Origin of the sequence: Rhizobium sp. BK098 (genome assembly GCF_014193155.1) — a bacterium.
Taxonomy (GTDB): Bacteria; Pseudomonadota; Alphaproteobacteria; order Rhizobiales; family Rhizobiaceae; genus Rhizobium.
Genome location: NZ_JACHYY010000009.1, coordinates 111,900 through 124,294, shown reverse-complemented (window position 1 = coordinate 124,294; position 12,395 = coordinate 111,900). Strand labels below are relative to the sequence as shown.

General features: G+C 60.3%; 12 protein-coding genes. 8 read left to right on the top strand and 4 right to left on the bottom strand.

The features are described from left to right. Positions 1-1,500, top strand: coding sequence for an aldehyde dehydrogenase family protein (locus FHT73_RS22225; protein ID WP_183714902.1), 1,500 nt, complete (start codon positions 1-3; stop codon positions 1,498-1,500). A gap of 62 nt (positions 1,501-1,562) precedes the next feature. Next, the gene (locus FHT73_RS22220) at positions 1,563-2,684 is read left to right on the top strand and encodes a mandelate racemase/muconate lactonizing enzyme family protein (RefSeq protein WP_183714900.1); all 1,122 of its coding nucleotides are present in this window, start codon (positions 1,563-1,565) and stop codon (positions 2,682-2,684) included. A 232-nt stretch (positions 2,685-2,916) separates the two neighbouring features. Here the strand turns inward: FHT73_RS22220 and FHT73_RS22215 are convergent, their stop codons facing one another. Next, a complete protein-coding gene (locus FHT73_RS22215) occupies positions 2,917-4,128 on the bottom strand; it encodes an acyltransferase (protein WP_183714898.1) in 1,212 nt (403 codons plus the stop codon). 172 nt (positions 4,129-4,300) lie between these two features. Then, positions 4,301-4,876, bottom strand: coding sequence for an NAD(P)H-dependent oxidoreductase (locus tag FHT73_RS22210; RefSeq protein ID WP_112336392.1), 576 nt, complete (start codon positions 4,874-4,876; stop codon positions 4,301-4,303). Positions 4,877-4,949: 73 nt separating this feature from the next. On the opposite strand from FHT73_RS22210, the gene soxR reads away from it, so the two are divergent. Then, a complete protein-coding gene (soxR, locus tag FHT73_RS22205; protein ID WP_112400517.1) occupies positions 4,950-5,414 on the top strand; it encodes a redox-sensitive transcriptional activator SoxR in 465 nt (154 codons plus the stop codon). Between the two features lie 110 nt (positions 5,415-5,524). Here the strand turns inward: soxR and glpD are convergent, their stop codons facing one another. Further along, a complete protein-coding gene (glpD, locus tag FHT73_RS22200; RefSeq protein WP_183714897.1) occupies positions 5,525-7,036 on the bottom strand; it encodes a glycerol-3-phosphate dehydrogenase in 1,512 nt (503 codons plus the stop codon). Between the two features lie 114 nt (positions 7,037-7,150). Next, complete coding sequence (locus FHT73_RS22195; RefSeq protein ID WP_112336396.1) at positions 7,151-7,924, bottom strand: DeoR/GlpR family DNA-binding transcription regulator; 774 nt, start codon at positions 7,922-7,924, stop codon at positions 7,151-7,153. 97 nt (positions 7,925-8,021) lie between these two features. Here FHT73_RS22195 and FHT73_RS22190 point away from each other — a divergent pair, with 97 nt between their 5' ends. The 5 genes from FHT73_RS22190 to FHT73_RS22170 all read left to right on the top strand — a co-directional run bounded on the left by FHT73_RS22190 (position 8,022) and on the right by FHT73_RS22170 (position 12,391). Next, positions 8,022-8,792, top strand: coding sequence for an SDR family oxidoreductase (locus tag FHT73_RS22190; protein WP_112412646.1), 771 nt, complete (start codon positions 8,022-8,024; stop codon positions 8,790-8,792). A gap of 100 nt (positions 8,793-8,892) precedes the next feature. Then, positions 8,893-9,231 carry a metalloregulator ArsR/SmtB family transcription factor gene (locus FHT73_RS22185; RefSeq protein ID WP_015341375.1) on the top strand — a complete coding sequence of 113 codons (339 nt, stop codon included), beginning with the start codon at positions 8,893-8,895 and terminating at the stop codon, positions 9,229-9,231. Between the two features lie 70 nt (positions 9,232-9,301). Continuing rightward, positions 9,302-10,198: a LysR family transcriptional regulator gene (locus FHT73_RS22180; RefSeq protein WP_112336398.1), complete on the top strand. Its 897-nt coding sequence runs from the start codon at positions 9,302-9,304 to the stop codon at positions 10,196-10,198. Positions 10,199-10,358: 160 nt separating this feature from the next. Beyond that, positions 10,359-10,838: a formate dehydrogenase subunit gamma gene (locus FHT73_RS22175; protein ID WP_183714895.1), complete on the top strand. Its 480-nt coding sequence runs from the start codon at positions 10,359-10,361 to the stop codon at positions 10,836-10,838. After that, the gene (locus FHT73_RS22170) at positions 10,835-12,391 is read left to right on the top strand and encodes an NADH-quinone oxidoreductase subunit NuoF (protein WP_183714893.1); all 1,557 of its coding nucleotides are present in this window, start codon (positions 10,835-10,837) and stop codon (positions 12,389-12,391) included. The genes FHT73_RS22175 and FHT73_RS22170 overlap by 4 nt, the downstream gene beginning before the upstream one ends. The last annotated feature ends 4 nt before the right edge of the window (positions 12,392-12,395 follow it).

Genomic DNA, 12,395 nt, shown 5'->3' with positions numbered 1-12,395 from the left:
ATGACCAAGAATTACACGCGCGACTATTGGGAAAGCGTCCTCTCCGGCCTCAAGCCAGAAGGGCGCCATTTCATAAATGGTGTTCATTGCGCCGCCGCCTCGAGCGAAACCTTCACCCGCATCCGGCCGATGGATGGCAAACCGGGTGCGCAGCTTGCGCGCGGCAATGCCGCCGATGTCGATGCTGCGGTCGCCTCCGCCCGCGCTGCCTTCGAAAATGGCGTCTGGCGCAAGAAGGAGCCGCTCGAAAAGAAGAAGATCATGCTGAAATGGGCCGATCTCATCCGCGCCAATGGCGATGAGCTGGCTATGCTTGAGACGATCGATGTCGGCAAGCCGGTCATGGCGTCGCTCGGCGTCGATGTGCGTCTCTGCGCCGAAGGTATCCAGTTCTACGGCGAGATGATCGACAAGATATATGACGAGATTGCGCCGACCGGCCCGAATGCGCGTGCCTTGGTGCGCAAGGTGCCGCTTGGCGTCATCGGCGCGATCACGCCCTGGAACTATCCGATGATCATCGACGCCTGGAAGCTCGGGCCTGCGATCGCGGCTGGCAATTCCGTCGTGCTGAAGCCGGCGGAACAATCCTCGCTTTCGGCGATCCGGCTTGCCGAACTCGCGATCGAAGCCGGCCTGCCGGCAGGCGTCTTTAACGTCGTCACGGGTTATGGCGAGGAGACCGGCAAGCCGTTGGCGCTGCATATGGATGTCGACATGATCGCCTTTACCGGCTCGACCGAGGTCGGCAAGCTGATCATGGGCTATGCGGCGCAATCGAACGTCAAGCGCGTGGCGCTGGAGCTTGGCGGCAAGTCGCCGCTGGTCGTGTTTGAAGATGCCGATCTCGATGCGGCGGCCGTCGCTGCCGCCTGGGGCTGTTTCTACAATTCCGGCGAAACCTGCCATGCCTCGACACGTCTGATCGTGCAGCGCTCGGTGCAGGACAGACTGATCGAGAAGATCGAGGCGGTGACCCGCTCGGATATCGCGCTCAAGCATCCGCTCGACCCTTCGGCGCAGATCGGCGCGCTGATCGAGGAAGAGCATATGAACAAGGTGCTGGCGATGATCGCAGCCGGCGAGAAGGAGGGCGCGCGCCGTGCCTTCGGTGCCGAGCGCGTCATGAGCGAAACCGGCGGCTATTATGTCTCGCCGGGCGTCTTCGTCGACATGACCAACGACATGAGCCTGGCGCGGCAGGAAATCTTTGGTCCGGTGCTGGCCGCCATTCCCTTCGATACCGAAGAGGAGGCGCTGAAGATCGCCAACGACACGATCTACGGGCTTGCCGGAGCCGTCTTTACCAAGGACATGGATCGCGCTCATCGTTTCTCCGAGGCTATCCATGCGGGTACGGTGTGGATCAACACCTACGACATGTCGAACTTCGCGACGCCGTTCGGCGGCTTCAAGCAGTCCGGTTTCGGCCGTGACCGTTCGGTGCATGCGATCGACAAGTATTGCGATTACAAGACGATCTGGCAGCAGTTCGGCTAAGGGATCGATATCGGCATGATCCTTTTCGAAGGGTCATGCCCGGAGGATAAAGGGGAGCCATAATGAGCAAGATCGTTTCCATCGAAATCACCCATCACCGCCTGCCGCTCGATCCAGCCTTCAAGGCGAGCTGGGACGGCCGTCCGCGCCGGCATTTCGATGCGACCATCGTTCGCGTCAGGGATGACGAGGGGCGAGAAGGCATCGGCTCCGGCGACCTGATGAAGGGCTTCGAAGGGCACGAGGATCTGTTCATCGGGCAGGATCCCCGGCATGTCGAACGGCATTATGAAGTCCTCTCGCACATCAATTTTCATTACGGCCGCTGCTGGCCGATGGACCTGGCTTTGTGGGATCTCTCCGGCAAGATCACCGGCGAGCCGGTCTGGCGGATGCTCGGCGGTCGCGCCAGCAGGGTTCGGCTCTATGCCTCCTCCGGCGTGCTGCGCGAACCCTCCGCGATGGCCGATCAGGCCGAGCGCTATATCGACGAAGGCTTCCCTGCCATGAAGGTGCGCTTCTCCTCCTCTTCGGGCGGCCGCGGCGGCTGGCGCGAGGACGTCAAGGCTCTGGAAGCGATCCGCGCCCGCGTCGGTGATCGGCTGGAGCTGATGGTCGACTGCAATCAGGGTTGGCGCATGCCCTGGGATACGACCTTGCCCTGGACCTTCAAGGATGCGCTTACTGTCGCCAGGGAGCTGGAGCGGCTCGGCGTCTACTGGATGGAAGAGCCGCTTCACCGCTCGGATCGCAAGGGCATGAAGGAACTGAAGCAGGCGACCTCGGTCCGCATCGTCGGCGGCGAGATGACGCGTGAGCTCTACGAATTTCGCGATATCATCGAAGAGCGTGCCTTCGATGTCATCCAACCCGATGTCGCCCTTGTCGGCGGCATCACCGGTTGCCGGCGGCTGGCCTATCAGGCACGCGAGGCGGGCGTGCAGTTCACGCCGCATTCCTGGACGAACGGTATCGGGGTTCTCGCCAACGCGCATCTGACCGCCGGCGTCGCTGATGCTGCCTGGCTCGAATACCCCTACGACAATCCGGAATGGAGCGAAGCCCGCCGCGATTATCCGATGGCCTCGCCGCTCAAGCACGATGCCGGCTGGCTGGATCTTGGTGTTGCGCCGGGGCTCGGCATCGTTCTCGATGAGGAGCGACTGAAGGCAACGCGTATCTAAAGGCGCCTGCGGAATTGGGCAGCAAGGCCGTGGCATATGGGGTGCTGAGGTGCCGCAAGTTCCTTCTCCCCTCGGGGAGAAGGTGGCCCGAAGGGTCGGATGAGGGGGTAATCGATTTGAATGCGGGGATTTTCGTGCTCTTGGCAGCCCCCTCATCCGCCTGACGGCACCTTCTCCCCGAGGGGAGAAGGGGAGCGCGGCGCCGATGTGTCTCACAGGCGACGGCCCTATACTACGCAGTGGCGGGTCGCATGACTTTGCTTTCCCGCGTTCGCGCCCACTGAATGACAGGGCGCTCGAGCAGCACATAGCTGAGCGTGCCGATGGCAAAAATGATAGCAGTTGCGATGAGACTTGAGACGATCCAGCCGCCCAGCACATCGTCCGAACCCGCGCCGAAGGATGAAGGGAACAGCTGCGGCATCAAGGTCAGCACGATATCCTGCCAGATATAGACGCCGAAGGAGACATTGGCGACATAACGGCTCACGGGATTGTCGAGCAGCTTTGCCAGCAGCAGCGATTGGGGGAGGGCGCAAAGCACGATCGCGGCCGCCAGGGGCAGCAGCGGAAATTGATAGGGAATGTCGAGCCAGGCATAGCCCTCCGCCGCACCGCCGATCGACTGCGGCAGCTGCCACGCACCCATGACGATCGCGAGCGCGCCGATGATATCATAGATCGCCGAGCGGCGGGCTGGGAGGAGTGTCTGGATGCCGGCGGCGAGCGCGCCGATCGCGAATATGGCAAAGAAGCCGATCGGGTTGTAGCGCGGCATCCATTCCTTGGCGCCGCCCTGGAAGCCATATCGCCATCCTTGCCCGACATTGTCGGTCGGTAGATAGGTGACGACAAGCCAATGGCCGACCAATGATATTGCGATGATGCCGATCCAGAGTAGGCGGCTGACGAGCACGGAGCGCGATCTCAGTTTTGAATGAAACAACAGCAGGAAGCCGATCGGCAGGAGAACATAGCAGGTCGTCTCGAAGGGGATCGACCATAGCGGTCCATCGCCCTGCACCGGGAAAAAGGTGCGCCAATGCCATTGGCTCATCAGGAAGAAACCGGCGATGTAGCGGCCGACCAGTTCCGCGTCTAGCGGAAAGCCATAGATGGTGAAGCTGATCAGGAAGCCAACCGTCAGGGCAAACCAGAAGCCCGGCAGAATACGCGCTGCCCGGCGCATGGCATAGATTTTCAGCGAAGGTAGGGGTTGGGCTCTATCCAGCGCCAACCAGAAGGGGCGCGCAAGAAGGAAGCCGCTGAGGACGAAGAAGACCGAGACGCCGTGATTGCCGAAGCGCGCCAATATGAAGGTTACATCCAGGGCTGGTGGGATCTTGTAGAAATTCATTCGGAGCACGAGATGGTGAACAAGCACCATTAGACATGCGACGGCGCGCATGAAATCCGCTCCTCCCAGCCGCTTGGCGTTCTCCATTCCCGTATCCGCCCGAAATCTCCCTCTATTGCGTTAGGTCATTGCGGCGGTTTCGGCAAGCGTGATCCTTGAAGGCAGGACGCCCGGACCCATCGTTGCCGGGTCCGGGCGTCGGACCGATCTCCCGCACCTGCCAGAAACGAGAGATCGGATTCTTGTGTTGGGATAGGGATCAGGCGGCAACGGAGCGGTAGGGGCGCGTGACGCGAGCTGGCTTTAAGGCGTTGCTCCACCATGTCAGCCGCGCAATCATGAGAACAAGCGATTTTCTGGCATCGAGCGGGTTTTCGAGCGCGCCATCCTCGGCAAATCTGCCCCAGGGATTGGCGAAGCTTACCGTATCGCGCACCGTGACCGTGTGCAGTTCGGCAAAGACGAGCCGCAACTGTTCCACCGCGCGCAGGCCGCCGGAGATGCCGCCATAGGAGACGAAGGCGACAGGTTTGCCATGCCAGGGCTCATAGACGAGATCGAGCACGAATTTCAGCGAAGCGGTGAAACTGTGATTGTATTCGGGCGTGACGATAATGAAGGCATCGGCATCCGAAAGCCGCTCCGATAAAGCTCCGACGCCGGGATGCTCACGATTATGCGCGAAAGGCAGATCGAATTCGAGAGGATCGATCAGATCGATGTCTATAAGCGGATAATGCGCCAATTCGCGGGCGACCCATTTGACCACCCGGTCGCATAGCCGACCCGGACGCGTGCTGCCGTAGATGATCGCCAGCCGGGTTCTTTCTGTCATGTCTTGCTCCTGCTTTACGCGGTTCGGAGCCAGGGTTATAAAACCTCAAGTAAAGTTGAGGTCAATAGCGAAAATGGGAAAAATCGATCCGGCTCAATTTCCGAAGCTGCTGACGGTCGGCGAGGTGGCTGCACGCAGCGGCGTGGCTGTATCGGCGTTGCATTTCTATGAAGCGAAAGGCCTGATCGAGAGCCATCGCAGCAGCGGCAATCAGCGGCGCTATCCTCGCGAAGTGCTGCGGCGAGTCTCCGTCATTAAGGTAGCCCAACGCGTCGGTATTCCGCTTGCCGAGGTTCAGGCGGCTCTTCAATCGCTGCCGCAGGGTCGCACGCCGACAGCATCGGACTGGAAGGCGCTTTCGGAGCTATGGAAGGATGATCTCGACGCCCGCATCAAGCGCCTGCAGGGACTTCGCGATCAGCTGGACAGCTGTATCGGCTGCGGCTGCCTTTCGCTCGATAGCTGTCCCTTGCGCAATCCCTGGGATCAGCTTTCCGAAGAAGGCGCAGGCCCGCGGCTGCTCGATCCCGGAGAGTGAATTGGCCGCTTAGAGCAATTCCAGGAAAAGTGCGCAGCGGTTTTCCGTCCGGAATTGCGTGAAAACAAAGAGATAGAGCGGCTCAGAAATTCCGTGAAAAACTGAACCGCTCAGGCGTGGACGTGGTTCTCTGCCATATAGCTGTCGAGCGCTGCGGCTTCTTCCTTCGAGAGGTAGAGGCCCTTCTTGGAACGGCGCCATAGGATATCTGTTGCGCTATAGGCCCATTCCTGTTCGATCAGATATCGTACTTCCGCCTCATAGAGATCGCTTCCGAAACACCGGCCGAGATCGGCGATCGTCTTGGCGTTGCCCAGGATCATGGCAGCGCGCGTGCCGTAGCGGCGGATGAGCCGGCGGGCATGCGGATCGGCGAGGAAGGGATAGCGTGACTTCAGCTTGGTGACTTCGGCCTCATAGCCGCGAACCGGAAAATCGCCGCCGGGGAGCGAGCTGCCGGCAGTCCAGGGTTTACCCTTGAGGCCGATGGCTTCGCCGATCTTTTCCAGCGCATGTTCGCCAAGGCGTCGATAAGTGGTAAGCTTGCCGCCAAAGACGTTGAGCAGCGGCGCCTGGCCTTCTTCTCCCTCGACCTTGAGAACGTAGTCGCGCGTGGCTTCCTGCGCTTTCGATGCGCCATCGTCATAGAGCGGGCGCACGGCCGAATAGGTCCAGACGATATCCTCGGGCCGAACCGGCTCCTTGAAATATTCGCTGGCGGCATTGCAGAGATAGGTGGTTTCCCCCTCGGTGATTTTCACATCTTTCGGATCGTCCTTGTAGTCGCGATCCGTGGTGCCGATCAGCGTAAAATCCTGCTCGTAGGGAATGGCGAAGATGATGCGGTTGTCCGGGTTCTGGAAGAAATAGGCGCGCGGGTCATCGAACTTCTTGCGCACGACGATATGGCTGCCCTGAACGAGACGGACATTGTGTACCTGGTTCTTGCCGAACGTACCGGACAGCACCTGATCGACCCAGGGACCTGCTGCATTGACCAGCATGCGGGCGCGAAACTGACGCTTCTCGCCGCTGATCGTATTTTCCGTTTCGATCACCCAGACGGTGCCTTCGCGCCAGGCGGAGACCACCTTCGTCCGCGGCATGATCGTCGCGCCGCGGTCGGCTGCGTCGCGGGCATTCAATACGACCATGCGGGCATCGTCGACCCAGCCGTCGGAATATTCGAAGGCTTTGGTGAAGAGCGCCTTCAGCGGCTTGCCCGCGGGATCCTTCTTCATGTCCAGCGTCGCGGTCGGGGGCAGCAGCTTTCGTCCGCCGAGGTGATCGTAGAGGAAAAGTCCGAGGCGGATCAGCCAGGCCGGACGGATACCGCCCTTATGGTAAGGCAGGACGAAACGCATCGGCCAGATGATGTGCGGCGCCATGGCCCAGAGCACTTCGCGCTCCATCAGCGATTCGCGCACGAGACGGAATTCATAATGTTCGAGGTAGCGCAGGCCGCCATGAATGAGCTTTGTGGCGCCCGACGACGTGCCGGAGGCGAAGTCGTTCATTTCGGCAAGCGCGACCTTGTAGCCGCGCCCCGTGGCGTCGCGGGCGATGCCGCAGCCATTGATGCCGCCGCCGATAACGAAAATGTCGTAGACCTGCTCGCTCACCCGCCCCTCCGCAAAGGTCAGCCATCCCCTGAAGATGGAAAATCGAAACTAATCCATCTAAAGCGAAACAGATACGAATGTCAAACGAACGTTTCTTGACGGAAAGTGCGCGGGTCAGGCCGATCTGCGAGCGGTTTCAACGAGATGGACGTCGTGTTCCGCTGCGATGGAGCGCACGGATTCGATACTGCATTCGTCGGTAACGAAGGTGTGGACTTGCGACAGATGGCCGATGCGAACCGGGGCGGTTCGTTCGAACTTGGTGCTGTCGGCAACGAGAATGACGTGCCGGGCATTGGCGATGATGGCCTGTGCCACTTTCACTTCGCGAAAGTCGAAATCCAGGAGCGCGCCGTCGGGGTCGATCGCCGAGGCGCCGATGACGGCATAATCCACCTTGAACTGCTTGATGAAATCGACGGCGGCCTCGCCGACGATGCCGCCATCCGAGCCGCGCACGACACCGCCGGAAATGACGACCTCAATGGAGGGGAAAATGCGCAACTTGTTGGCAACGTTAATATTATTGGTAATGACCATCAATTCGTGATGGCCAAGAAGCGCTTCGCCGACGGCTTCCGTGGTCGTGCCGATATTGATGAAAAGCGAGCTATTGTTGGGGATCAGGCTTGCTGCGGCACGGCCGATCGCCTGCTTTTCGGGTGCGGCAATAGACCGTCGCGCCTCATATTTCACGTTCTCGGTTCCGCCGGGAAAGATTGCGCCGCCATGCACGCGCGATAGAACGCGGCCGTCGCAGAGATCGTTCAGATCCTTGCGGATGGTTTGCGGCGTGACCGAGAAGCGCAACGCCAGCTCCTCGACGAGTACTCGTCCTTCCGCCTTGGCAATGTCGAGAATCTCGGTCTGACGTCCGGATAGGAACATGGTTTTCGCTCCCTTTCTTTCGTTTTTTCGTCATCATATGATAAAGTGAAAATTCCGCAATTACTGACGCGCGAATTGTGCGATTTGGGAGGATTTCGTGTTTCATCCGAAGCTATTCGAAAATCGCAATGTCGTGGTCACGGGCGCCGGCCGAGGTATCGGGCTGGAGGTCGCGCGGCAGTTTCTCGATTGCGGCGCCCATGTCCTTGTCCATATCGGCCGCGATACCGGGCGCGATTTGCCTGATTTCCTGATGGAAGCGGAGGCCGACCGTCGCGCCTTCCTGATTGCCGGTGATTTCGCAGCCAGCAATGGCACGCGCGATTTCGTCAGCGCAGCGGGGGAGCGCTTCGACCGTATCGACGTGCTGGTCAACAATGCCGGCACCATGGTCGGGCGATTTCCCGCCGGCGAACTGACCGACGAGCAATACGAGCAGATCGTTCATCTCAATCAAACTTCCGTCGTGGAAGTGACGAGAGGGCTGTTGCCGCTGCTGCGGGCAGCCGGGCAGGCCGCGATCGTCAACACTGTTTCGATTTCGGCGCTGACCGGTGGTAGCCCAGGATCGGCGATTTATTCCGCCTCGAAAGCTTTTGTCGCGACCTACTCGAAAGCCTTGGCGCGCGAGCTGGCGCCTGACGGTATCCGGGTGAATTGCGTCTCCCCCGGCACGATAGCGACCGATTTTCATGAGCGTTATTCATCGAGAGAGAAGCTGGAGCAGACGCGCAAATCGATCCCGCTTCAGCGCCTGGGCACCCCCGAAGATTGCGCGCCCGCCTATCTCTTTCTCGCAGCACCCCTGCTTTCCGGCTACATCACCGGGCAGGTAATCGAGATCAACGGCGGGCAGCTTATCTGCTGATAAAACGGACCTTTTTTGGTTTTCCGCGTCTTTTTTGAATCAGCTTCTGATTTGATAATATTATAAACATTCCCTGGGGATTCTTATTAGAGGCTGTGATATGTCGTCGTCTCTACCGCAGGGCGGTGCAGCGGAACGTGATGTTGAGGAAATGACCGACAGGGCGCGAAAGTCGAGCGCCCTGCTGAAAGCACTATCGCACGAGACGCGCCTGGCGATTCTCTTCATGCTGGCCAAGAACGAGAAAACGGTGATGGAGCTCGAGGCTCTTCTTGACCTGCCGCAGGCTGTCGTGTCGCAGCATTTGGCGCGTCTTCGCCTCGATAAGCTCGTCGATACGCGCCGCGAAGGGCGGCTCATCCACTATGCCGTCGCGCGCTCGGAAATCTGCGCCGTGGTCGATTCGCTGCAGAAGGCATTCTGTCAGCGCGAATGTTGAAGTCCGAAGCAGCCTTGCATGTTGCGTTCACCGGGCTGTCGGTCTAACCCTTTGACTTCGGGAGAGCGGGATGATCGACAAGCTGGAATTCTTCATCGCGCTGGCGAATCAGAAGCATTTCGGGCGCGCGGCCGAGGAGTGCGGGGTGACGCAGCCGACCTTGTCGGCGGCGATCCGGCAATTGGAGGACCAGCTCGGCGTGATGCTTGTCAGCCGTGGTTCTCGCTTTCAAGGTCTGACGCCCGAGGGGCAGCGCGTGCTGGAATGGGCACGCCGCATCGTCGGCGACAGCCGTACGATGCGCGAGGAGATGCGGGCTGCGCGCAAGGGCCTTGCCGGCCATATCCGCATTGCTGCCATTCCGACAGCACTTGCCATGGTGCAGAAAATCACCACGCCTTTCCAGGAAAGACACCCGGACGTTACCTTCTCCATTTTATCGCGCAATTCGCTCCAGGTTCTGAGCCTGCTGGAAAACCTCGAGATCGATGCCGGTATCACCTATCTGGAAAACGAGCCGCTCGGCCGTGTTACCAGCGTGCCGCTCTATGCCGAGCGCTATCACCTCATCACCGCGGCAGGCAGCCCGTTTTCCGAGCGCGAGACGGTGACCTGGAAGGAAGTCGGCGATCTTCGGCTTTGTCTATTGACTGCCGACATGCAGAACCGGCGCATCATCAATCGGCATCTTGCCGAGGCGGGCGCGACCGCCAAGCCGACGCTGGAATCCAATTCGATGATCGTGCTGTTTTCTCATGTGCAGACCGGTCGCTGGGCGAGCATTATGCCGAAGAATATTGCCGATTCTTTCGGTTTTCCGGCGGATATTCATAAGATCCCGATCACGGAACCTGATGCCGAGCATCTTGTCGGCCTGGTCGCTACCCACCGCGAACCCTTTACGCCACTCGTCTCTGCCTTGTTGCATGAGGCGAGATTGCTCGCAGAAGAGAACGGGAATCGATAGAAAATTTCTATCGAGTGACGGGACTGCCTTATTGATCCTTTGCCGTCTCCCTGCGAGCTTATCTTCATGGCGTGTCGATCGCGCGCCAGGAGGAAATGCCGCATAGGTCTTTTCTGAAGATTCGCCTTCGATCTTCGGAGCTATGCGCGGGAGGCTGCTAATGAGTTTGAATCAGGCTGCGGGCGATGTCGCGACCCGCGCCGGCACCATCATCGATAGCATGAAATCGATGGAGGGGCCGCTTTTGCCGATCCTGCACGGGATTCAAGATGAATTCGGCTATGTGCCGCAGGATGCGTTGCCTCTGATCGCCAAGGCACTGAACCTTTCGCGCGCCGAAGTGCATGGCGTCATGACCTTCTATCATGACTATCGCGATCATCCGGCAGGTCGTCATGTCCTGAAGCTCTGTCGTGCCGAGGCCTGTCAGTCGATGGGAGGCGATGCGCTTGCCGAGCGCATCAAGCGGCTGCTTGGCATTGATTTCCATCAGACCACGCTCGATGGTAGTGTCACGCTGGAACCGGTCTACTGTCTCGGGCTTTGCGCCTGCGCTCCGGCTGCGATGCTCGACGGCGAACTCTATGGCCGCCTCGACGATGAGGGCGCGGACGACCTCGTGAAGGAGGCGCGCCAATGACGCTCACCATCTATATTCCCCGCGATGCCGCCGCCCTTTCGCTCGGTGCGGAGAAAGTGGCGAAATCGGTCGCGCTGGAAATCGCCAAACGCGGGCTCGATGCGCGCATCGTGCGCAACGGCTCGCGCGGCATGTTCTGGCTTGAGCCCCTGGTCGAAGTCGAGATTGGCGGCAAGCGTATCGGCTATGGACCGGTGAAGGCCAAGGATGTTCCCGCACTCTTCGACGCCGGGCTCGCCGAAGGCGGCGAGCATCCGCTCTGTCTTGGGGAGGTCGAAAGCCTCCCATTCCTGAAAGAGCAGACCCGCCTAACCTTTGCCCGCTGTGGCATTACCGACCCGCTTTCGCTTGAGGATTATGAGGCCCATGGCGGCCTGAAGGGGCTGCGCCGCGCGATCGACATGGCGGCTGGCGATATCGTCAAGGAAGTCACCGATTCCGGCCTGCGCGGCCGTGGCGGTGCGGGCTTCCCGACCGGCATCAAATGGAAGACGGTGCTCGATGCGCCGGGCGATCGCAAATATATCGTCTGCAACGCCGACGAGGGCGACAGCGGCACTTTCGCCGACCGGATGATCATGGAGGGTGACCCCTTCGTGCTGATCGAAGGCATGGCGATCGCGGGGCTGGCGACCGGCGCGACAAAGGGCTTCGTCTATACGCGCTCGGAATATCCGCATGCTATCGCGGCCATGACGGAAGCGGTCGAAATTGCGCGCAAGGCCGGCATTCTCGGCGCTTCGGTGCTCGGTTCCGGCAAAGCCTTTGACATGGAAATCCGCACCGGTGCGGGCGCCTATGTCTGCGGCGAGGAGACGGCGCTGCTGAACAGCCTCGAAGGCAAGCGCGGCATCGTGCGCGCCAAGCCGCCGCTGCCGGCGCATAAGGGCCTGTTCAACTGCCCCACAGTCATCAACAACGTGATCTCGCTCGCCTCGGTCCCCGTCATCATGGACAAGGGTGCTGCCTTCTACCGCGATTTCGGCATGGGCCGGTCGCGCGGCACGATCCCGCTGCAGATCGCCGGCAACGTCAAGCATGGCGGTCTCTATGAGACAGCCTTCGGCCTTTCGCTCGGCGATATCGTCGACAGGATCGGCGGCGGCACGGCGACGGGGCGGCCGGTCAAGGCGGTGCAGGTGGGTGGACCGCTTGGCGCCTATTTCCCGCGCGCACTGTTCGACACGCCGTTCGACTATGAAGCCTTTGCAGCCAGGGACGGCCTGATCGGTCATGCCGGCATCGTCGTTTTCGACGATACCGCCGACATGCTGAAGCAGGCGCGGTTCGCGATGGAATTCTGCGCAGTCGAAAGCTGCGGCAAGTGCACGCCCTGCCGCATCGGCTCGACACGCGGCGTCGAGACGGCCGACAAGATCGCTAGAGGAATCGAGCCCGAGAAGAACCGGGTGCTGCTTGCCGATCTCTGCAACACGATGAAGTTCGGTTCGCTTTGCGCGCTCGGCGGCTTCACGCCCTATCCCGTGATGAGCGCGATGACCCATTTCCCGGAGGATTTTTCTCCGGCTCCCTTGATTGAAGCGGCGGAGTAAGATC

What these genes read in the sequence shown, in the direction of transcription:
- FHT73_RS22225 (WP_183714902.1), top strand. Translation starts at nt 1, where the DNA reads ATGACCAAGAATTACACGCGCGACTATTGGGAAAGCGTCCTCTCCGGC.
- FHT73_RS22220 (WP_183714900.1), top strand. Translation starts at nt 1,563, where the DNA reads ATGAGCAAGATCGTTTCCATCGAAATCACCCATCACCGCCTGCCGCTC.
- FHT73_RS22215 (WP_183714898.1), bottom strand. Translation starts at nt 4,128, where the DNA reads ATGGAGAACGCCAAGCGGCTGGGAGGAGCGGATTTCATGCGCGCCGTC.
- FHT73_RS22210 (WP_112336392.1), bottom strand. Translation starts at nt 4,876, where the DNA reads ATGACAGAAAGAACCCGGCTGGCGATCATCTACGGCAGCACGCGTCCG.
- soxR (WP_112400517.1), top strand. Translation starts at nt 4,950, where the DNA reads ATGGGAAAAATCGATCCGGCTCAATTTCCGAAGCTGCTGACGGTCGGC.
- FHT73_RS22195 (WP_112336396.1), bottom strand. Translation starts at nt 7,924, where the DNA reads ATGTTCCTATCCGGACGTCAGACCGAGATTCTCGACATTGCCAAGGCG.
- FHT73_RS22185 (WP_015341375.1), top strand. Translation starts at nt 8,893, where the DNA reads ATGTCGTCGTCTCTACCGCAGGGCGGTGCAGCGGAACGTGATGTTGAG.
- FHT73_RS22180 (WP_112336398.1), top strand. Translation starts at nt 9,302, where the DNA reads ATGATCGACAAGCTGGAATTCTTCATCGCGCTGGCGAATCAGAAGCAT.
- FHT73_RS22175 (WP_183714895.1), top strand. Translation starts at nt 10,359, where the DNA reads ATGAGTTTGAATCAGGCTGCGGGCGATGTCGCGACCCGCGCCGGCACC.
- FHT73_RS22170 (WP_183714893.1), top strand. Translation starts at nt 10,835, where the DNA reads ATGACGCTCACCATCTATATTCCCCGCGATGCCGCCGCCCTTTCGCTC.